The organism is Aeromonas sp. S19(2024) (assembly GCF_041402625.1).
GTDB classification, from domain to species: domain Bacteria; phylum Pseudomonadota; class Gammaproteobacteria; order Enterobacterales; family Aeromonadaceae; genus Aeromonas; species Aeromonas caviae.
Genome location: NZ_JBGLQU010000011.1, coordinates 66,373 through 85,781, shown reverse-complemented (window position 1 = coordinate 85,781; position 19,409 = coordinate 66,373). Strand labels below are relative to the sequence as shown.

Genomic DNA, 19,409 nt, shown 5'->3' with positions numbered 1-19,409 from the left:
GACAGCGGTATGGAGGTGACAGCATGGGGCAGGACGGGGGACGGGAGATTGTAAAAGATTGCAGCGGCGGTGATTCAGGCGGGCAGCATCTGCTGGCGATACTCCGCCGGGGTGAGGCCGAACGCCTGACGAAAACCGTGGTGGAAGTGGCTCTGATCGAAGAAGCCCACCGCCAGTGCCACCTCGCTCACCGGCAGACCGCTGCCGAGCAGGCGCTTGCCCTGTTCGAGGCGCAGCCGTTTGAGCCAGGCATAGGGGGTCATGCCGGTCTTCTTCTTGAACTGACGCAGGAAGGCGAAGCGATCCAGCCCGAACAGGGCGGCCAGATCCTCCAGGGTGTGGCGCTCGTCCAGCCGGGCCAGCAGATGGTCGCGCAGGAACCTGAGCTGGGGATCCGCCAGGGCGTGGCGCTCGGGGGCGAGCCGGAACAGTTCGCCCAGCAGGGCCAGCAACTGGCTCTCCGCCAGCAGGCCGTCGGGGGCGGGGCCGTCCAGGTGCATGTGCAGGTGGGCAAAGCCCTGATAGAGGTCGGGGCGGCTCTGCAATCCCTGGTGGAAAAAGGGCTCGGGGTGCTCCGGCAGCCAGCGGGCCAGCTGCTCGGGGGCGATGGAGAAGACCCGCACCTCGTACCCTTCCGGCAGCAGGCTGAGGCCGTCGTGCATCTCGTCCGGGTTGACGGTGGAGAGTTCGCCGCGCACCAGGTTGTGGCTGTTCCCCTTGTGGATGAACTTCTGGCCGCCCCGCTGCACCAGACCGATGTGGTAGTCCAGATGCACGTGGCGGCCATAGCTGAACTCCCTGTGGTGGGAGTGGGAGAGTTCAACCCCCGGCAGCAGCCGGGATTGCCAGTAGTGGATGCGGGATTGGGGTGCGTTCATCCCCTATTGATACCCCGAAAGCGGCCCCTTGGCTTGTAGATTATTGCGCTGGCGCCTCAGCCGGCCTCCTGGCGCCGCTTGCCGCTGCGCAGGCCATCCAGGCTGAACAGCACCAGGGCGCTCCAGATGCAACCGAAGGTGATCATCTTGTCCAGCGCCAGCGCCTCGCCATACAGGGTCACCGCCAGGATGAACATCAGGCTGGGGCCTATGTACTGGAAGAAGCCCAGGGTGGAGAGCTTGAGCCGGGTGGCCGCCGCGGTGAAACAGAGCAGGGGGGCCGTGGTGACGGCGCCCGCGGCGATGAGCAGCAGGTTCAGGTGCCAGTCATTCTGGGTGAGGTGGCTGGTGGGGCTGTCGGCGATGCCCCACAGATAGAAGGCGGCCGGCGGCAGCATGATCAGGGTCTCGATGAGCAGGCCGGTGAGGGCGTCCAGGGCCAGTTTCTTGCGAATGAGGCCGTAGATGGCGAAGCTCGAGGCCAGCACCAGGGCTATCCAGGGCAGGGAGCCGAAGGCGATGAGCTGGACGGCGACACCGACAAAGGCGAGCCCCACCGCCCACCACTGCAGGCGGCGCAGCTTCTCGCTCAGAAACACCATGCCGAGCAGCACGTTGAACAGGGGGTTGATGTAGTAGCCCAGGCTCGCATCCAGCATGTGGCCGTTGTTGATGGCCCAGATGAACAGCAGCCAGTTGCCGCCGACGGTGACGGAGGTGAAGGCCAGGGTGAGCAGCACCTTGGGCTGGCGCAGCACCGCCTGCACCTTGTGCCACTGGCGTCCGAGCAGCACCAGCACCATCAGCAGGGCGCAGGACCAGATCATGCGGTGGGTCAGGATCTCGGCGGCCGGCACGGCGGAGAGGGACTTGAAGTAGATGGGTGCCAGGCCCCAAAGGGTGTAGGCGCCGAGGGCATAGAGGACGCCCTGGCGCTGGATCTGTTGTTGCATGCGGATAACCTTCACTGGAGTGCGGATGTCGGGAAACATCGCAAAAAGTCAGTGTAGCGATCCTTTTGCAGGGAAAGAAGACAATAAATGGGTCTGACGGGATTTTAACAGCAGGAGCGACTTCAGCGACCGCCCCCGCGGCGGATCTTCTCCACGTCCATCAGCAGCCACAGCATGAGGGCGATGGCGGAGATCCAGGGGCCCCAGGTGACATAGGCTTCCCCCTGACCCAGCACGAAGAACAACAGCGGCAATCCCACCACCAGAAACAGTACACTTCCCAGAAAAAACAGCATTTTTATCTTTAAATTTAATGGCTTGCTATTTGACGATTATATCGATTGAGCGAGGGGATAAAAGAGTAAAAATGAGAAAGGGGGATTTCTCCCCCTGTTTTGTTGATAAGCGTCATTTATGACGTTATTCGAGCTGGATCCAGGTGCTTTTCAGCTCGGTGTACTTCTCCAGGGCGTGCAGGGACTTGTCGCGCCCGTTGCCGGACTGCTTGAAACCGCCAAACGGCATGGTCATGTCGCCGCCATCCCAGTTGTTGACGAAGACGGTGCCGGCGCGCAGGGCGCGCGACCCTTTCACCGCCTGGTTGAGATCCGCCGTCCAGATCGCCGCGGCCAGGCCGTAGTCGGTGTCGTTGCCAAGGGCGATGGCCTCTTCCAGGGTGTCGAAGCCGGTCACCGCCAGCACGGGGCCGAAGATCTCCTCGCGGAAGATGCGCATCGTCGGGGTCACGTCGTCAAAGATGGTGGGTTCGATGTAGTAGCCGCCCTCCTCGGGCTGGGTACGCTTGCCTCCCAGCAGCAGCTTGGCGCCCTCCTGCTGGCCGATGGCGATATAGTTTAGCACCTGCTCCATCTGGATGTGGTCCACCATGGCGCCGATGCGGGTGGTGGGGTCGAGCGGGTTGGCCGAGATCCACTCGCGGGCGTGGGCCAGCAGCCGCTCCATGAACTGGGGCTTGATGCTGTTTTGCACCAGCAGGCGGGAGGCGGCGGTGCACACTTCTCCCTGGTTGTAGAAGATGGCTCCGACGGCGCTTCTGGCGGCGGCGTCCAGATCCGGCGCATCCGCCAGCACGATGTTGGGGCTCTTGCCGCCGCACTCCATGAAGGCGCGCTTGAGGTTGGACTTGCCGGAGCACTGCACCAGATGCTTGCCGATCTTGGTGGAGCCGGTGAAGGTGATGCAGTCGACGTCCATGTGCATGGCCAGCGCCTCGCCCACGGTGTGACCAAAGCCCGGCAGCACGTTGAAGACGCCGTCGGGGATGCCCGCCTCCTTCGCCAGACCCGCGATGCGCAGGGCGGTGAGGGGGGATTTCTCGGAGGGTTTGAGGATCACCGAGTTGCCGGTGGCGAGCGCCGGGCCCAGCTTCCAGCAGGCCATCACCAGGGGGAAGTTCCAGGGCACGATGGCAGCCACGACACCGAGGGGCTCGCGGGTCACCAGTGCCAGGGCGGACTCTTCCACCGGGGCGACCTGATCGTAGATCTTGTCTATCGCCTCGGCGTTCCAGGCGATGCAGTTCGCGGCGGCGGGGGCGTCATACCCCATGGCGTCGCCGATGGGCTTGCCCATATCCAGCGACTCCAGCAGTGCCAGCTCCACCAGGTTCAGGCGCATCAGTTCGGCGAAGCGCTGCATGATGAGCTTGCGCTGCTTGGGAGAGAGGCCGCACCAGCGCTTGTCGTCGAAGGCGGCACGGGCCGCCTTGACCGCCAGCTCGGCATCGGCGGCATCGCAGGAGGCGACCCAGGTCAGCAGTTGGCCGTTGGCCGGGTTGATGCAATCGAAGGTGGCGCCGTTGACGGCATCCCGGTAGGTGCCGTCGATAAAGGCTTGTGAGGGCAGGGTCAGATGGGCGGCCTTGTGTTGCCACTGGGCCAGGGTCAGGTCACTCATGTTCACTCCTTGAACCGGCAGAAAGTCAGTCTCCGCGTATCAATATGCTAAACATCCTGCCGCTTGTAAATCCATCTTGTAACAATTCATTAAACACTGACTCCGAACAACCCGGGCCAACGGCGGGGCAAACCGGGCGCCCTAGCCTGTGGTGTCGGGAGCCGCGCGGCGGGGCTGGAGCCCGTGTCGCGGGCCTGATCCCCGGGTCGGGCAGGGGTGGATCCCGGCGGACTGTTCCGGGAGAAGGCCCGTCAGAAGCTGGCGGGCGTGTTGGCCGAGATCAGCACGCACTCCTGATCCCCCACGTTGCGAAAACGGTGGGGAGTGCGGCTGTCGAAGTAGTAGCCATCCCCCGGTGCCAGCAGGTGAACCTGCTCGCCTACCGTGACTTCCACCTGACCCCGGATGACGATGCCGCACTCTTCCCCTTCGTGACTCAGCATGTCGTCACCGGTGTCGGCGCCCGGGGGCAGTATCTCCTGCATCATGCCGATGGCGCGGTTGGCGCGGCTGTGACCCACCAGACGGTAGCTGATGGGGTGGGTGCCGAGATCCGGCATGTCGTCCGCACGGAAGATCACCTCGGAATCCATCTCCGTCTCGTCGGTGAAGAAGCTGGCCAATGACATGGGGATGCCTTCCAGCACCTTGCGCAGGGAGGCCACCGAGGGGCTCACCTGATTTTTCTCGATCTGGGAGATAAAGCCGTTGGTCACACCGGAGCGTTTTGCCAGCTCGCGCTGGGAGAGGGCCGCCTTGGTGCGAACCGCCTTGAGGCGGTGACCGATATCCATCGATAGACACTCCTTGACTGTTTACTATTATTAAAATTGTGTTAAATATCTTATACCACCCCTGAGGGGTGACACCAAGCCGGGCGATAAAAGCCCTTTTTTATGGATTCAGGTGTTTAATTTAATAGGCATTAGCCGGGTGTTACTAAACGCCTTAAGGATGAGGTGACCATGAAACCTGTCAGCGACATCAATACCCCCGACATGTCCGCATTCTGGATGCCGTTCACCGCCAACCAGCAGTTCAAGGCGGCGCCGCGCATCCTGAAGTCGGCAGAGGGGATGTATTATCACTCAGAGGATGGCCGCAAGATACTGGATGGCACTGCCGGACTCTGGTGTTGCAACGCAGGCCATGGTCGGCGCGAGATCGCCGAGGCGGTCTCCCAGCAGATCTCCCACCTCGATTTTGCCCCCACCTTCCAGATGGGCCACCCCCTGCCGTTCGAGCTGGCCAACCGGCTGGTGGAGATCGCCCCCAAGGGATTCGGTCACGTCTTCTATACCAACTCCGGATCGGAGTCCGTGGACACCGCGCTCAAGATTGCGCTGGCCTGGCAGCGGGCTCGCGGCCAGGGGACCCGTACCCGGCTCATCGGCCGCGAGCGCGGCTACCACGGGGTGGGTTTTGGCGGCATCTCGGTGGGGGGCATTCCCGGCAACCGCAAGTGGTTCGGCTCCCTGCTGACCGGGGTGGATCATCTGCCCCACACCCTCAATATAGGGAAAAATGCGTTCACCAAGGGATTGCCAGCAGAAGACCTCACCCTGGCCGATGAACTGGAGAAGATTGTCTTCCTGCACGACGCCAGCAACATCGCGGCGGTCATCGTCGAGCCCATCGCCGGCAGCACCGGGGTCATCATGCCCCCCAAGGGCTATCTCAAGCGGCTGCGGGAGATCTGTACCAAACACGGCATCCTGCTGATTTTTGACGAGGTGATCACCGGTTTCGGCCGCCTCGGCTCTCCCTTCGCCGCCCAGGAGTTCGACGTCATCCCCGACATGATCACCTGTGCCAAGGGGCTCACCAACGGCGCCATCCCCATGGGGGCCGTGCTGGTACAGAACCACATCTATGACGACATGATGGCGGCGGGCAAGGGGGCCATCGAGCTGTTCCACGGCTACACCTACTCCGGCCACCCGGTGGCGGCGGCGGCGGGTCTGGCCACCCTCGAGATCTACCGGAGCGAAAATCTGCTGACCCGGGCAGCCGAGCTGGCGGGCTACTGGGAGGAGGCTGCCCATTCCCTCAAGGGCTGCAAGCACGTGAAGGACGTGCGCAACTACGGCCTGGTGGCGGGCATCGAGCTCGAATCCATGCCCGATGCACCGGGCAAGCGGGCCTACGAGGTGTTCGTGCGCTGTTTCGAGAAGGGGGCGCTTATACGGGTGACCGGCGACATCATCGCCCTGTCACCGCCCCTCATCATCGAGCGCAGCCAGATAGACGATCTCTTCACCCTGCTGCAGGACGCCCTGCAGGCCCAGGACTGACCCCCACATCACACAGGATGGCGCTCGTCCCGGGCGTCATCCCCCTGTGCTGCCCCGGCGCGGCGAGGGGAGAACGGATGACCCATCACGGAGGATTTATGAGTTACAGGATCGACAACTTCATCGACGGCGAGACGACCGAGAGTCGCAGCGAGCGTTTCGGTGCCATCTTCAATCCGGCCACCGGCCAGCAGCAAGGCTCCGTCGTTCTCAGCACGGCCGATGAGTGTGCCGAGGCGATTGCCTGCGCCGAGCGCGCCTTTGGGGAGTGGTCCCAGACCCCGCCGCTGGTGCGGGCCCGGGTGCTGTTTCGCTTCAAGGAGCTGATGGAGCAGCACAGGGATGAGCTGGCCCAGCTCATCAGCCGCGAGCACGGCAAGGTCTTCTCCGACGCCCAGGGGGAGCTGACCCGGGGGCTGGAGGTGGTGGAGTTTGCCTGCGGCATTCCCCATTTGCTCAAGGGGGAGCACTCCCTCAACGTGGGCCGCGGGGTGGACAGTCACTCCATGATGCAGCCGGTGGGGGTCTGCGCCGGCATCACCCCGTTCAACTTCCCGGCCATGGTGCCGCTCTGGATGTTCCCGGTGGCCCTGGCCTGCGGCAACACCTTCATCCTCAAGCCCTCGGAGAAGGATCCGTCCCTCTCCCTGCGCATGGCCGAACTGCTCAAGCAGGCGGGCCTGCCGGACGGGGTGCTCAACGTGGTCAACGGCGACAAGGAGGTGGTGGACGTGCTGCTGACTGACCCGAGGGTCGGTGCCGTGTCGTTTGTCGGCTCCACCCCCATCGCCCAGTACATCTATGCCACCGCCTCGGCCCACGGCAAGCGGGTGCAGGCCTTGGGCGGCGCCAAGAACCACATGGTGGTCATGCCGGATGCCAATCTGGATCAGGCGGTTTCCGCCCTGATGGGGGCCGCCTATGGCGCGGCGGGCGAGCGTTGCATGGCGATCTCGGTGGCCGTGGTGGTGGGTGACGAGACCGCCGATGCCCTGGTGGCGAAGCTCTCTCCCCTGGTGGCGGCCCTGCGGGTCGGCCCCGGCCTCGGTCAGAGTCCGGAGAACGAGATGGGGCCCCTCATCAGCCGGGAACACCTAGCCAAGGTGCGCGGCTACGTGGATCAGGGAGTGGCCGAGGGGGCCGAGCTGGTGGTGGATGGCCGGGGCCTGAGCCATGGCGAGGGCTACTTCATCGGGGGCAGCCTGTTCGATCGGGTCGGCCCCGAGATGCGCATCTACCGGGAGGAGATCTTCGGCCCCGTACTCGCCATCGTGCGGGCCCCGGACTACGAGACGGCCCTGCGCCTCATCAACGAACACGAGTACGGCAACGGCACCGCCATCTTCACCGGTGACGGAGATACCGCAAGGGACTTCACCACGCGGGTTCAGGTCGGTATGGTAGGGGTGAACGTTCCCATTCCGGTGCCCATGGCGTTTCACAGCTTCGGTGGCTGGAAACGGTCCATCTTCGGGCCGCTCAACATGCACGGGCCGGATGGGGTGCGCTTCTACACCCGGATGAAGACGGTGACCGCCCGCTGGCCCCAGAGCCTGCGCGCCGGCGCCGAGTTCTCCATGCCGACCATGAAGTGAGCCGCCGGCTCGCTGCCATGGCTTTAATCTCTTGCCCCCGCAGGCCGCCGGTCTGCGGGGGCGCTTCTGTCAAGGAGTAACAGATGCGACTGGGTATTCTCGATTGTGACCGGCTGGACCCCGATTTGGTGGGGGATTTTGGTCCCGTTTACTCCGAGATGTTTATCAAGGGTTTCCGGGCGTTGGCCCCCGAGCTGGAATTTCGGGTCTGGTCCGCCCTCGACGGCGATCTGCCCCCGGATCTGACCGAATGCGATGCCTGGCTCATCACCGGCTCGCGTCACGATGCCTACAGCGACATCCCCTGGATCCTGGCGCTGCGCGACTGGATCCGCCGGGCCCACGATGCCAACGTCAAGCTGGCCGGGGTCTGCTTCGGCCATCAGGTGATCGCCCAGGCGCTGGGAGGGGAGGTGATGAAGTCCACCAAGGGGTGGGGTCTGGGGGTGTCGGTCCATGCCATGCAGACGACAAAACCCTGGATGGCGCCGGGTCTGGACACCATCCGCATCCTGGCAAGCCACCAGGATCAGGTGGAGCAGCTTCCGCCGGGGGCGACCCTGCTTGCGGGCAACGACTTCTGCCCCAACTTCATGTTCCTGCAGGGGGATCACATCGTCGCCATCCAGGGGCACCCGGAATTCTCGGTGGCGTACAACCGGGCCCTGATCGAGCGGCGACGGGACAGGCTGCCCGATGCACATTACCAGAGCAGTCTCTCTTCCCTGGAAGGGGAGGTGGATTCCGCCACCATGATGCAGTGGCTGCTGCAGTTCCTCGGCATCCTGCCGATCGGGGCCGACGCGCGCTGAACCCCGTTTGTCATATCCACCGCGCTGATGCTAGATTTTGTAGCAAAATGAAGGATCAAGCGGCGATATGCCCAGTCCGGATGATACACTGGCCGCCATTTTTGGCGGCCTAGTCCATCGACGAGCGCCGCGTCAGTCTGTGAGGGGGCAACCTTGAAACTACAGCAGTTGAAGTATCTGATCGCGGTGCGGGACCACAATCTCAACGTCTCCGTTGCCTCCGATGCGCTCTATACCAGCCAGCCTGGGGTGAGCAAGCAGATCGGCTTGCTGGAGAGCGAGCTGGGGGTGCGCATCTTCGAGCGCCGCGGCAAGCACCTGCACCGGATCACCCCGGTGGGGGAGGAGATCATCAAGTGTGCCGAGGCCATGCTCAATATCGAGAGCAAGATCAAGGCCATCTCCCGGGAGTACCTGGATCCGACCGTGGGCACCCTCAACATCCACACCACCCACACCATCGCCCGCTACCTGCTGCCGAAAAGCGTCACCTACTTCACCAAAAAGTACCCCAAGATCTCGTTCCACCTGCATCCTGTGATGTCCGCCACCAAGGAGCAGATCAGCAAGGGATACTCGGATTTTTCCATCGTGGCCCACGAGATAGGCTTCGACAAGGAGCTGATCGCGCTGCCCGCCTACCTCTGGACCCTCTCCCTGGTGGTGCCCCAGGAGCACCCCCTGGCCAAGGTGAAGAAGCCGACCCTGGAGCAGCTCTGCCAGTATCCCATCCTGAGCTACGAGAGCGGCGCCACCGGGCGTCAGGTGCAGGACAAGGTGTTCCAGGCGGCCGGCCTCACCCCCAACTACTACATGACGGTGATGGATGCCGGCGTCATCAAGCGCTACGTGGAGCTGGGCTTTGGCATCGGCATCATCTCCTCCCTGGTTGCCAACGATAGCGATGCCCCCGGCCTCGTGGCCATCAATCTGGAGCACCTGTTCGAGCCCTGCCCAGCCCAGATCTGCTTCAGCAAGAGCATCCTCTTGCAGAACTACATGTATGACTTCATCAGCTCCTTCTCCCCCCATCTCACCAAGGAGATGATCCAGAACGTGATGCAGCAGCCGACCCAGGCGCGCATCGACGAGCTGCTGTCAGGGGTGGAGCTGCCCGTCTACTGATCCCGCTTCCGTTTCTGTGCCGGCACCCCGGGGTGCCGGCCTCCTCCCGCCGAGGTTTCCATGTCCCGCATCCTGCTGCTCGCCAATCTCAACTGTGATCATGTGCTCTCCCTGGCCGAACCCCTGGTGGCGGGGGCGCGGCTGCAATACGTGGATCAAGGGCGCAGGCTCGGCGGCGGCGCCGCCAATACCGGCATCGGACTGGTGTGGGCGGGGCACGAGGTGATCATCGCCTCCCGAGTCGGGCTGGACGACACCGGTGACTGGCTGCTGGAGCAGGCGGCCTCATACGGCCTGGATTGCAGCCATGTGGAACGCTTTGGCGGCGAGACCGGCGAGCTGCTGGTGCTGGTGGACGCCACCGGTGAGCGCACCATCCTCAGGCGCCCACGGCGTCCGGATCTGCCGGGGGATCTGCCGACCGAAGGGGTGGACTGCCTCTATGTGAACTATGCGGGCACCGCCATCGTGGGCTACATGCGCCAGATGCTCGCCAAGAGTTTCGTGGTGGCCCAGTATCCCAAGGGGGGGCAGGCCCGCCGCCCCTGCCACGTGCTGGTGGCCTCCCGCTCCGATCTCGGCGAGGTGAGCGACCCCTGGCAGCATGCCCGCCAGCTCGCGGGGGAGCAGCTTGAATGGCTGGTGCTGACCGAGGGCAAGGCGGGCGCCGTGGCCATTCACGGGGAGGAGCAGGTCAGGGTGGCGGCGCGACCGGTCTCCGTGGTGGATACCACGGGGGCGGGGGATGCCTTCGCGGGCGGCCTCATCCACGGTCTTGCGCGGGGCATGGCCATGGCCGATGCGCTGCAGTGCGCCGTGGACTGGGGCGCTTTCGCGGTGGCCTCCGAGAGCTCCATCCCCTCCCAGGCGCTGCGCAACTGGCTGAAGCAGCCCCACTGAACTCGCCGGACAACGGCTCCGGCGATGGCAGAGGAGGTGGGGGTTTGTCGACGGAAACCGCCAAAACCCCTCGCTGAGGCGGCAAGTTTGCGATCAATCAAAGAAAGTGTCGATTTATGTACATCTTCGTCGACACCCGCCCGGGCTGCTCTTACCCTTGTGACTTCACGACTCGGTCGAAGAAGCCCATCCCGTGCGCGCGCATGTGCAGACCCCCTCTTTGGCCACCGGCTGTCGTCCTGATTTCTGGCTTGTAGTAAGAGGCAAGTGCGACCATGCAACTGACACGATTTACCGACTACGCCCTGCGTACCCTGACCTTCCTGGCCATCCAGCCCGGTGATCGCCTGTCGACCATCACGGAAGTGGCCGACACCTTCGCCATCTCTCGCAATCACGTGGTCAAGATAGTGCATCAGCTCGGCATCAAGGGTTACATCGAGACGGTGCGTGGCAAGCATGGGGGCATCCGCCTCGGCCGTGCCGCCGTCTCCATCAACCTGCGCGATGTGGTGATGGACATGGAGCACGTGCTCTGCCCGGTGGACTGCAAGCGCGAAAACTGCCGTCTCTCCGGGGGCTGCCGCATCCAGGGCATTCTACGCCGCGCCATGCACGCCTTCCTGGAGGTGCTGGGGGAGTACACTTTGGCGGATGCGGTGCGGGATCCCACTCGTCTGTGCCACCTTCTCGGTATAGAGCAGGATAATATCCTGACCATGGCATGATGCCACGGTGAATGACAGAGGGGCCTGCGGGCCCCTCTGTCATTGCCAGCGGTCAGAGCTGGGGCACAAGGGTGATGGCTCCGTGCAGACAGGCGAGGCCGCAAGCGCCGCAGCCATCGCAGGCGGCCATGTTGACGGTCACTCCCTCGCTGCCGACCTTGATCGCCTGCTGGGGGCAGGCATCTTCGCACAGCAGGCAGTAGTAGCCCTGACGGGCCTGGCAGCTCGCCTCTATCCTGACCCGGGTCTGCACCTGACGGCCGAGGCAGAGATCCAGTGCGCCCGTGGGGCAGGCTCTGGCGCAGCTGCCGCAATAGCTGCACTGGCCACAGGCGAGATCCAGCACTGGGGTACCGGCGATGGGGCTGCCGTCATATTCGGGGCGATCGGCGGGCTTGATGAGGCCGTTGGGACACGCCTTGAAGCAGTCGCCACAACGGGTGCAGAGGGTGAGGAACTGGGACTCGTCGATGGCCCAGGGCGGGCGTGCCTCATGGCAGACCACCTCGGGTCTGCGGGGGCTCCCCCATGCGTGTGCCAGCCAGCGACAGAAAAAATGCGTCATGCCCACCTCTATACCTATTAGGGGTTAATTTTATCCAGTTTTAGGCCGGCAAGCCAGAGAATAGCGGCGGGCAGGATCGCAAGCCGGGTTGCCCTTGTGTAAGCTAGGCGGGTCTTTTTGCGGGATTGAATGAACTCATGTGGCTATTTCTGTGGCGTGCTTCTCTGCTCTATGTCTTCCCCCTGCTGATGTGGGCCTACTGCCATCTCAAGGGTATCGAGTTCAGTGAACTGGATACCGGGGTCAACAGCCACAAGTGGGTGGTGCTGGCGGCCTATCTGCTCTATGTGCTGATCTGGTTGCTGCTCAACCGCTATCTCGAACTCTTCCTGCGCCAGCGGGGGCGCCGATGACCCCGCTGCTGACCTGGTGGCCTGCCATGCTGGCTGGCGGGCTGGCGCTGCTGTTCGGCTGGTGGTGGGGGCGACGCAGCGGCCGTGAAGAGGCGCTGCTGCTGGAGGAGCGTTATCAGGGGTTGCAGGATCGCTGGGACGCGCTGCAGGACGAGAAGATGCTGGCTCAGCAGAAGCTGGATCAGCAGCAGACCCTGCTGCTCAAGCTCACCGCCCGCCTCAAGGAGGCCGAGGCGACTCTGCGCAGCGAACGCATCGCCAGCGCCGAGAAGCTGCAGTTGCAGCAAGAGGCTGAGCAGCGCCTCGGCCAACAGTTCGAGAACCTCGCCAATCGTATCTTTGAACAAAATGCCGGCAACTTCCGCGAACTGAATCAGAACAGCATGGATCTCCTGCTGACTCCACTCAAGGAGCAGTTGGAGGGCTTTCGCCGCCAGGTGGGAGAGACCCACGCCCAGGAGACGGCCCAGCGCCACAACCTCAAATTCGAGCTGGAGCGCCTTGCCGAGCTCAACGCCCGCATGACCGAAGAGGCGGCGGCGCTGACCCGGGCCCTCAAGGGCGACAGCAAGCAGCAGGGCAACTGGGGGGAGGTGGTGCTGGCGCGGATCCTCTCCGAGTGCGGCCTGCGCGAGGGGCATGAGTACCACACCCAGGTCAACATCGAGGTGGACAAGGGCAAGCGCTACCAGCCCGACGTCATCGTCCACCTGCCCCAGGAGAAGGACATCATCATCGACGCCAAGGTGTCGCTGACCGCCTATGAGCGCTGGTACAACGCCGCTGACGATCTGGAGAAGGCGGTGGCGCTCAAGGAGCACGTCGCCTCGGTGCGCAACCATATCCGCGAGCTGGGCCGCAAGGATTACCAGCAGTTGCCCGGGGTGCGCACCCTGGACTATGTGCTGATGTTCGTGGCGGTGGAGCCTGCCTTCCTCGCTGCCCTGGAAGCGGACCCTTCCCTGGTGCGCTACGGGCTGGAACACAACATCCTGCTGGTGAGCCCCACCAACCTGATGGTGGCGCTGCGCACCATAGAGAACCTGTGGCGCTACGAGCGGCAGAACCAGAACTCGCGCCAGATAGCGGAGCGGGCCGGCCGCCTCTACGAGAAGCTGCGGCTGTTCGTGGAGGAGATGCAGCAGATGGGGGGCAGCCTGCACAAGGCGCAGGAGAGCTACGACAAGGCGATGGGCCGGCTGGTCAACGGTCGTGGCAACCTGATCGCCCAGGCCGAGCGCTTTCGCGAGCTGGGGGTCGAGGTGACCAAGCCCTTGCCGGACGCGCTGGTGGACAGGGCGCTGGAGCGGGAGGAGTCGGCGGACTGAGGGGAATCGTCATTCGCCGGGACAACGAAAAGGGCAGCCATTGGCTGCCCTTTTCGTTTCATGCAACAGCCTGGACGGCTGCTTATTGCTTCCAGAAGGAGGGGAAGAAGAGCACCGCCACCGTCAGGATCTCGAGGCGTCCCAGCAGCATGCCGAACGACAGTATCCACTTGGCCGCATCCGGCAGGCTGGCGAAGTTGGTGCTGGGACCGATGACAGGCCCCATGCCCGGGCCCACGTTGGCCACGGCGGTGATGGAGCCCGAGATGGCGGTCAGGGGGTCCAGCCCGATGGCGGCGAGCAGGGCGGCGATGAGCAGGATGATGGCGAAGTAGACCAGCACGAAGGAGATCAGGGAGCGGATGATGGCGTCATTGACCGGACGGCCGTTGTACTTCTGGGGAAACACGGCGGAGGGGTGCATCAGCTGGCGCATCTGTTTCTTGAACAGGGCAAAGGCCACCTGGACCCGGAAGATCTTGAGGCCGCCCGACGTGGAGCCAGAGCAGGCGCCGAGCGCCAGCAGGATGATGAAGATAATGGTGGTGAGCGGGCCCCAGGTGCCGAAGTCGCCGAGGCCGTAGCCTGTAGTGGTGAGCACGGAGACGATATTGAAGCTGCTGATGCGCAAGGCATCCATGAAGCCGTAGATGTCTCTCACCCAGAGATAGAAGGTGACGACCAGGGTCACCCAGACGATCAGCCAGAAGAAGCCCTGCACCTGGGCATCCTTGAACAGGCTGTTGTCACGGCGGGAGAGAGCCTGCACATAGAGCAGGAAGGGCAGGCCACCGAGGAACATGAAGAGGGTGCCTATCCAGTGCGCCGCGTGGGAGAAGTGGGACATGGATTGATCGGAGGTGGAGTAGCCGCCGGTGCTGAGGGTCGTCATGGCGTGGTTGACCGCTTCGAACAGGTTCATGCCACTCACCCAGTAGGCGAGGAAGCAGAGCATGGACAGTACCAGATAGACCAGCACTATGTTGTTGGCCACCGTTTTGGCGCGGGGGGCGCTCTTGTCGGACCAATCCGAGCTCTCGGTCTGGAACAGCTTCATGCCACCGACGTTGAGGTAGGGCAGCACCGCCACCGCCATCACGATGAAGCCGACCCCGCCCAGCCACTGCAGGATGGATCGCCACAGCAGGATGCTGTGGGCCATGCCGTCCAGCCCCGACAGCACGGTGGATCCCGTGGTGGTGACCCCCGACATGGTCTCGAAGTAGGCGTCGGCAAAGTCGATATGGGTGATGAAGACGAAGGGCAGGGCCCCGAAGACGCAGGCGACCACCCAGACGGAGGTGGTGAGCAGGAACATCTCCCGCACGCCGAGGTGAAACTCTGCCTTGCGACCGTAATGGAGGCAGAGCAGGGCGGCACCATGGGTGATCAAGACCGACTTGAGAAATTCGACGAAACCTTCCGAACCGGTCAGCAGGGCCAGCAGGGTGGGCAGCCACATGAAGAGCGCCAGCTTGGAGAGCACCAGCCCGAGCGTGAAGACGATGGGATGCAGCTTGATCATGCAAGAAAACCTGGTCGTTGATTGAAAAAAGACCCGGACCTTTCCTGAGAAAAGGGGCCGGGTCCGGATACCGTTGCCAGAGACATGGCCGGCTTACAGGAAGAAGGGACTGGGCTGGAACAGACGCTCCACTTCCGGGATGTACTTCTTGTCCACCAGGAACATCACCACGTGGTCATCCTGCTGTATCTGGGTACGATCGTGGGCGATCAGCACCTCATCACCGCGCACCACTGCGCCTATGGTGGTGCCCGGGGGCAGCTTGAGCTCGCCCACCGTCTTGCCCACCACTTTGGAGGTGTTCTCGTCCCCGTGGGCGATCGCCTCGATGGCTTCGGCCGCCCCGCGGCGCAGGCTGTAGACGTTGGCGATGTCGGCACGGCGCACATGGGTCAGCAGGGCCGAGATGGTGGCCTGCTGGGGGGAAATGGCGATGTCGATGGAGCCGCCCTGTACCAGGTCCACGTAGGCGCCGCGCTGGATCAGCACCATGGTCTTCTTGGCCCCCATCTTTTTGGCGAGCAGGGCCGACATGATGTTGGCCTCATCCTCGTTGGTCACCGCGATGAAGACGTCGATCTGGTCGATGTGCTCCTCCGCCAGCAGCTCCTGATCCGCCGCATCGCCGCAGAAGACGATGGTGTGTTCCAGATGCTCGGAGAGCTGCTCCGCCCGCTTCTGGTTGCGCTCGATGAGCTTGACGCTGTAGCGCTTCTCGAGCTGGCGGGCGAGACCGGCGCCGATGTTGCCGCCGCCGACGATCATGATGCGCCGGTAGGGGCTCTCGAGGCGTTGCAGCTCCGACATCACGGCGCGGATATGGCCCGCCGCAGCCACGAAGAACACCTCGTCATCGGCTTCGATGATGGTGGTGCCCTGGGGGCGGATGGAGCGCCCCTGGCGGAAGATGGCGGCGACCCGGGTTTCGATGTTGGGCATGTGTTCCCGCAGAGTGGAGAGCGCATTGCCCACCAGGGGGCCGCCGTAATAGGCCTTGACCGCCACCAGGCCCACCTTGCCGTCGGCAAAATCCACCACCTGCAACGCCCCCGGATACTCGATCAGGCGACGCACGTAGTCGGTCACCAACTGCTCGGGGGCGATCAGGTGATCCACGGGGACGGATTCGGGCAGGAACAGGCGATCCCGCTCCACCAGATAGGCGGGAGACCGAATGCGCGCCACCTTGTTCGGGGTGTTGAACAGGGAGTAGGCGACCTGGCAGGCGACCATGTTGGTCTCGTCGCTGTTGGTGACGGCGACCAGCATGTCGGCATCCTGGGCGCCGGCTTCGCGCAGCACCCTGGGATGGGCGCCGTGGCCATTCACCACCCGCAGGTCGAATTTGTCCTGCAGTTCGCGCAGGCGCTCGCTGTCGGTGTCGACGATGGTGATGTCGTTGTTCTCGCCGGCGAGATTCTCGGCCAGGGTGCCACCCACCTGACCTGCGCCCAGAATGATGATTTTCATAAGGCCATCTTACTCAAGGTTGTTGCTTCGTAATGAGGCGGCCCGTCACCGGGCCTGCCATCCACCGGTTCGGCCTACAGCTTGATGAGCTTGGCATAGTAGAAGCCGTCCATCTCCGCCTCGCCGGGCAGGAACTGGCGACCCGGACAGGCCGGGGTGTCTTCTGCATGCAACGGCACCAGGCGGGCATCCGGGGTATCGGCCAGGAAGGCGCGGATCTGCTCCCGGTTCTCTTCCGGCAACACGGAGCAGGTGGCGTAGAGCAGGGTGCCACCCTGCTTCAGCTTGCCCCAGAGGGCGTCGAGAATGCGGCGTTGCAGCTCGGCCAGCTCGCGGATGTCCTGATCCCGGCGCAACCACTTGATGTCGGGGTGACGGCGGATGACGCCGGTGGCGGAGCAGGGGGCATCCAGCAGGATGCGGTCGAACTGCCCCTGTGGCCACCACAGATCCGGCGTGCTGGCATCACCGTGGATCACTTGGGCCTGAAGGCCGATACGATCCAGGTTCTCCTGCACCCGCTTGAGGCGGTTGTCGTCGGCGTCGACGGCAACCACGCCGGCAAGGGCCGGCTGGCGTTCCAGCAGGTGGGCGGTTTTGCCGCCGGGGGCGGCGCAGGCGTCCAGCACCCACTCTCCCGGCTGGGGATCGAGCAGGGCGGCGGCCTGCTGGGCGGCACCGTCCTGCACCGAGCAGTCACCCTGCTCGAAGCCGGGCAGCTTGGTCACGTCGCAGGGGCGCTCCAGCAGGATGCAATCTTCCCCTTCCACACCGGCCATGGCCGGGATACCCACCTCGCTCATGCGGGCCAGCATGGCCTCGCGGCTCTGGCGCTGGCTGTTGTTGCGGATCCACATGGGCGGGCGCTGGTTGTTGGCCTCCATGATGAACTCCCAGTCATCGGGATAGGCCTGACGCAGGCGCTTGGTGAGCCATTCGGGGTGGCCGAGGCGGACGCTGGGGACGCGGTCGATGCGCAGCAGGATCACTTCGGCGCTGCGCTGGAAGTTGCGCAGTACGCCGTTGATGAGGCCGCGCAGGGAAGAACCCTTGAGCAGCTTGACGGCGTTGACGGTCTCGGCCACGGCGGCGTGAGCCGGAATGCGGGTATAGATGAGCTGGTAGAGGCCGACCAGGATGAGGTAGTGGAAGATGCGGCTCTTGTTCTTGAGCGGCTTGTCCATCATCTCGCTGACCGCCGCATCGAGGCGGGGCAGCCAGCGCAGGGTGCCGTAGCAGAGTTCTTGCAGGAGGGCGCGATCGCGAGGGGCGACCTTCTCCTGGGCAGCAGGCAGAACGGCGGAGAGAGATTGACCCTGATCCAGCACCTGTTGAATGACGAGAGCAGCCTGTGCGCGTGTTTTCATAGCGTTACCTTAGATGCACAAGTCGGGGCCAGGGCCCCGCTTGTGTCAATTCAATCCAGATCAAATCAGTTGCGTGCCAGGTTCAAACCAGTCGCGGCGAGAGTTGAGCAGATCCGAAACGGACATGGCCTTCTTGCCGGGAGGTTGCAGGGTCAGCAGGCGCAGCACGCCCTGACCGGTGGCAACCTCGATCCCCTGCTTGTCGGCCTTGAGCAGGGTACCGGCTGCCTGGCCGTGATCCTGTGCGACGACCTCGGCCTGCCACACCTTGACGGTCTGTCCGGCGACGTCGAACCAGCTGATGGGCCAGGGGTTGAAGGCTCGGATGCAGCGCTCGATGGCAACGGCGTCCATCGACCAGTCGATGCGGGCCTCTTCCTTGGAGAGCTTCTCGGCGTAGTTGGCCAGCGCATCGTCCTGGGGCTCGGCGGCGGTGTCGCCGGCAGCCATGGCGTCCAGGGTATCGACCAGTGCCTGCGGGCCCAGACCGGCCAGCTTGTCATAGAGGCTGGCAGAGGTCTCATCACTGGCGATGGGGCAGGTTACCTTGCGGATCATGGCGCCGGTATCCAGCCCCACATCCATCTGCATGATGGTGACGCCGGTTTCGGCATCCCCCGCCCAGATGGAGCGTTGAATCGGGGCGGCACCACGCCAGCGTGGCAGCAGAGAGCCGTGGACGTTGATGCAGCCCAGACGCGGCGTATCGAGCACCGCCTTGGGGAGGATGAGGCCATAAGCCACGACGACCATCAGATCGGCACCCAGAGCGGCCAGTTCGGCTTGCGCCGCTTCATTGCGCAGGGAGGCAGGTTGATAGACCGGCAGATCGTGGGCCAGCGCCAGCTCCTTGACCGGGCTGGCAGTGAGCTTCTGGCCGCGACCGGCGGGCTTGTCCGGCTGGGTATAAACGGCGACGACCTCGTGGCCGGAAGACAACAACGCCGCCAGATGACGGGCGGCGAAGTCGGGGGTACCGGCAAAAATCAGTTTCAGCTTGTTCAATGGAGCGGATCCTCAGAGGACTTTGCGATCTTCACGGGCCATCTTTTCCAGCTTCTGACGAATGCGCTGGCGCTTGAGCGGGGACAAGTAATCCACAAACAGCTTGCCGACCAGATGATCCATCTCATGTTGTATGCAGATGGCGAGCAGATCGTCCGCTTCCAGCTCGAAGGTGTTGCCGTGGCGATCTTGCGCCCTGACCTTGACCCACTCGGCGCGCGGAACCAGAGCACGGTTGCCGGGCACGGAGAGGCAGCCCTCTTCGATGCCGGTGCTGCCGGACTGCTCCAGGATCTCCGGGTTGATCAACACCAGCTGTTCTTCGCGGTTCTCGGAGACATCGATGACGATGATGCGCTGATGAATGTCGACCTGGGTCGCGGCCAGGCCGATGCCTTCCTCCGCGTACATGGTTTCGAACATATCATCTACAATGTGTTGTAACTCGGGTGTAAAGGCTTCGACAGGGGCCGCGACTGTGCGCAGACGCTCATCGGGGAAACGCAATACATCTAGAATGGCCATAATTTTTTCTTTAGTTTCATATAAACGCAGTCAATATTGACGTAATTCTAGTCATTTACGCCGACAAAA

19 protein-coding genes are annotated in these 19,409 nt (G+C 63.6%); 8 read left to right on the top strand and 11 right to left on the bottom strand.

The genetic code is table 11. From position 1 onward, the window contains the following. Positions 1-74: 74 nt before the first annotated feature. From ACB037_RS17965 to ACB037_RS17945, 5 genes are all read right to left on the bottom strand, one after another. Positions 75-878 carry an AraC family transcriptional regulator gene (locus tag ACB037_RS17965; protein WP_323929522.1) on the bottom strand — a complete coding sequence of 268 codons (804 nt, stop codon included), beginning with the start codon at positions 876-878 and terminating at the stop codon, positions 75-77. Positions 879-934: 56 nt separating this feature from the next. Further along, positions 935-1,831 (bottom strand): EamA family transporter RarD, encoded by an 897-nt coding sequence (rarD, locus tag ACB037_RS17960; protein WP_010672490.1) that lies wholly within the window; start codon positions 1,829-1,831, stop codon positions 935-937. Between the two features lie 122 nt (positions 1,832-1,953). Then, complete coding sequence (locus ACB037_RS17955; protein WP_010672491.1) at positions 1,954-2,127, bottom strand: hypothetical protein; 174 nt, start codon at positions 2,125-2,127, stop codon at positions 1,954-1,956. 124 nt (positions 2,128-2,251) lie between these two features. Beyond that, complete coding sequence (locus ACB037_RS17950; RefSeq protein ID WP_371175673.1) at positions 2,252-3,748, bottom strand: aldehyde dehydrogenase; 1,497 nt, start codon at positions 3,746-3,748, stop codon at positions 2,252-2,254. Between the two features lie 251 nt (positions 3,749-3,999). After that, positions 4,000-4,542, bottom strand: a complete 543-nt coding sequence (locus tag ACB037_RS17945) for a cupin domain-containing protein (protein WP_010672493.1) — start codon at positions 4,540-4,542, stop codon at positions 4,000-4,002. 171 nt (positions 4,543-4,713) lie between these two features. Between ACB037_RS17945 and ACB037_RS17940 the strand changes: the two genes are divergently transcribed. From ACB037_RS17940 to ACB037_RS17915, 6 genes are all read left to right on the top strand, one after another. Further along, positions 4,714-6,042, top strand: coding sequence for an aspartate aminotransferase family protein (locus ACB037_RS17940; protein ID WP_045522440.1), 1,329 nt, complete (start codon positions 4,714-4,716; stop codon positions 6,040-6,042). Positions 6,043-6,140: 98 nt separating this feature from the next. Then, positions 6,141-7,637 carry a CoA-acylating methylmalonate-semialdehyde dehydrogenase gene (locus ACB037_RS17935; RefSeq protein ID WP_039039524.1) on the top strand — a complete coding sequence of 499 codons (1,497 nt, stop codon included), beginning with the start codon at positions 6,141-6,143 and terminating at the stop codon, positions 7,635-7,637. 83 nt (positions 7,638-7,720) lie between these two features. After that, positions 7,721-8,449, top strand: a complete 729-nt coding sequence (locus ACB037_RS17930; protein WP_010672496.1) for a glutamine amidotransferase — start codon at positions 7,721-7,723, stop codon at positions 8,447-8,449. 153 nt (positions 8,450-8,602) lie between these two features. Further along, positions 8,603-9,574: a LysR substrate-binding domain-containing protein gene (locus tag ACB037_RS17925; RefSeq protein ID WP_029313477.1), complete on the top strand. Its 972-nt coding sequence runs from the start codon at positions 8,603-8,605 to the stop codon at positions 9,572-9,574. Positions 9,575-9,634: 60 nt separating this feature from the next. Next, positions 9,635-10,474 carry a PfkB family carbohydrate kinase gene (locus ACB037_RS17920; RefSeq protein WP_319918785.1) on the top strand — a complete coding sequence of 280 codons (840 nt, stop codon included), beginning with the start codon at positions 9,635-9,637 and terminating at the stop codon, positions 10,472-10,474. Positions 10,475-10,749: 275 nt separating this feature from the next. Continuing rightward, positions 10,750-11,202: an Rrf2 family transcriptional regulator gene (locus ACB037_RS17915; protein WP_010672499.1), complete on the top strand. Its 453-nt coding sequence runs from the start codon at positions 10,750-10,752 to the stop codon at positions 11,200-11,202. A gap of 52 nt (positions 11,203-11,254) precedes the next feature. Here ACB037_RS17915 and ACB037_RS17910 read toward each other — a convergent pair whose 3' ends face one another. Beyond that, on the bottom strand, positions 11,255-11,767 hold the full coding sequence (locus tag ACB037_RS17910; RefSeq protein WP_010672500.1) for a ferredoxin-type protein NapF: 513 nt from the start codon (positions 11,765-11,767) through the stop codon (positions 11,255-11,257). A 137-nt stretch (positions 11,768-11,904) separates the two neighbouring features. Between ACB037_RS17910 and ACB037_RS17905 the strand changes: the two genes are divergently transcribed. Together ACB037_RS17905 and rmuC are read left to right on the top strand one after the other, a co-directional pair. Further along, positions 11,905-12,120, top strand: a complete 216-nt coding sequence (locus ACB037_RS17905; protein ID WP_010672501.1) for a hypothetical protein — start codon at positions 11,905-11,907, stop codon at positions 12,118-12,120. Continuing rightward, positions 12,117-13,448 (top strand): DNA recombination protein RmuC, encoded by a 1,332-nt coding sequence (gene rmuC / locus ACB037_RS17900; RefSeq protein ID WP_045522434.1) that lies wholly within the window; start codon positions 12,117-12,119, stop codon positions 13,446-13,448. The genes ACB037_RS17905 and rmuC overlap by 4 nt, the downstream gene beginning before the upstream one ends. A gap of 82 nt (positions 13,449-13,530) precedes the next feature. On the opposite strand, the gene ACB037_RS17895 is transcribed toward rmuC, so the two are convergent. From ACB037_RS17895 to def, 5 genes are all read right to left on the bottom strand, one after another. Further along, entirely contained in the window at positions 13,531-14,973 is a 1,443-nt protein-coding gene (locus ACB037_RS17895; RefSeq protein WP_368229667.1) for a TrkH family potassium uptake protein, read from the bottom strand. Positions 14,974-15,066: 93 nt separating this feature from the next. Continuing rightward, complete coding sequence (gene trkA, locus ACB037_RS17890; protein WP_010672504.1) at positions 15,067-16,443, bottom strand: Trk system potassium transporter TrkA; 1,377 nt, start codon at positions 16,441-16,443, stop codon at positions 15,067-15,069. A 74-nt stretch (positions 16,444-16,517) separates the two neighbouring features. Next, positions 16,518-17,810, bottom strand: a complete 1,293-nt coding sequence (gene rsmB / locus ACB037_RS17885; RefSeq protein ID WP_045522432.1) for a 16S rRNA (cytosine(967)-C(5))-methyltransferase RsmB — start codon at positions 17,808-17,810, stop codon at positions 16,518-16,520. 60 nt (positions 17,811-17,870) lie between these two features. Then, a complete protein-coding gene (fmt, locus tag ACB037_RS17880) occupies positions 17,871-18,815 on the bottom strand; it encodes a methionyl-tRNA formyltransferase (RefSeq protein ID WP_042015233.1) in 945 nt (314 codons plus the stop codon). 12 nt (positions 18,816-18,827) lie between these two features. Then, complete coding sequence (gene def, locus ACB037_RS17875; RefSeq protein ID WP_010672507.1) at positions 18,828-19,340, bottom strand: peptide deformylase; 513 nt, start codon at positions 19,338-19,340, stop codon at positions 18,828-18,830. Positions 19,341-19,409 lie beyond the last annotated feature (69 nt).

Bases quoted from the DNA above. Each gene is read 5' to 3' on its own strand.
- ACB037_RS17965 (WP_323929522.1), bottom strand. From the start codon at position 878: ATGAACGCACCCCAATCCCGCATCCACTACTGGCAATCCCGGCTGCTG.
- rarD (WP_010672490.1), bottom strand. From the start codon at position 1,831: ATGCAACAACAGATCCAGCGCCAGGGCGTCCTCTATGCCCTCGGCGCC.
- ACB037_RS17955 (WP_010672491.1), bottom strand. From the start codon at position 2,127: ATGCTGTTTTTTCTGGGAAGTGTACTGTTTCTGGTGGTGGGATTGCCG.
- ACB037_RS17950 (WP_371175673.1), bottom strand. From the start codon at position 3,748: ATGAGTGACCTGACCCTGGCCCAGTGGCAACACAAGGCCGCCCATCTG.
- ACB037_RS17945 (WP_010672493.1), bottom strand. From the start codon at position 4,542: ATGGATATCGGTCACCGCCTCAAGGCGGTTCGCACCAAGGCGGCCCTC.
- ACB037_RS17940 (WP_045522440.1), top strand. From the start codon at position 4,714: ATGAAACCTGTCAGCGACATCAATACCCCCGACATGTCCGCATTCTGG.
- ACB037_RS17935 (WP_039039524.1), top strand. From the start codon at position 6,141: ATGAGTTACAGGATCGACAACTTCATCGACGGCGAGACGACCGAGAGT.
- ACB037_RS17930 (WP_010672496.1), top strand. From the start codon at position 7,721: ATGCGACTGGGTATTCTCGATTGTGACCGGCTGGACCCCGATTTGGTG.
- ACB037_RS17920 (WP_319918785.1), top strand. From the start codon at position 9,635: ATGTCCCGCATCCTGCTGCTCGCCAATCTCAACTGTGATCATGTGCTC.
- ACB037_RS17915 (WP_010672499.1), top strand. From the start codon at position 10,750: ATGCAACTGACACGATTTACCGACTACGCCCTGCGTACCCTGACCTTC.
- ACB037_RS17910 (WP_010672500.1), bottom strand. From the start codon at position 11,767: ATGACGCATTTTTTCTGTCGCTGGCTGGCACACGCATGGGGGAGCCCC.
- ACB037_RS17905 (WP_010672501.1), top strand. From the start codon at position 11,905: ATGTGGCTATTTCTGTGGCGTGCTTCTCTGCTCTATGTCTTCCCCCTG.
- rmuC (WP_045522434.1), top strand. From the start codon at position 12,117: ATGACCCCGCTGCTGACCTGGTGGCCTGCCATGCTGGCTGGCGGGCTG.
- ACB037_RS17895 (WP_368229667.1), bottom strand. From the start codon at position 14,973: ATGATCAAGCTGCATCCCATCGTCTTCACGCTCGGGCTGGTGCTCTCC.
- trkA (WP_010672504.1), bottom strand. From the start codon at position 16,443: ATGAAAATCATCATTCTGGGCGCAGGTCAGGTGGGTGGCACCCTGGCC.
- rsmB (WP_045522432.1), bottom strand. From the start codon at position 17,810: ATGAAAACACGCGCACAGGCTGCTCTCGTCATTCAACAGGTGCTGGAT.
- def (WP_010672507.1), bottom strand. From the start codon at position 19,340: ATGGCCATTCTAGATGTATTGCGTTTCCCCGATGAGCGTCTGCGCACA.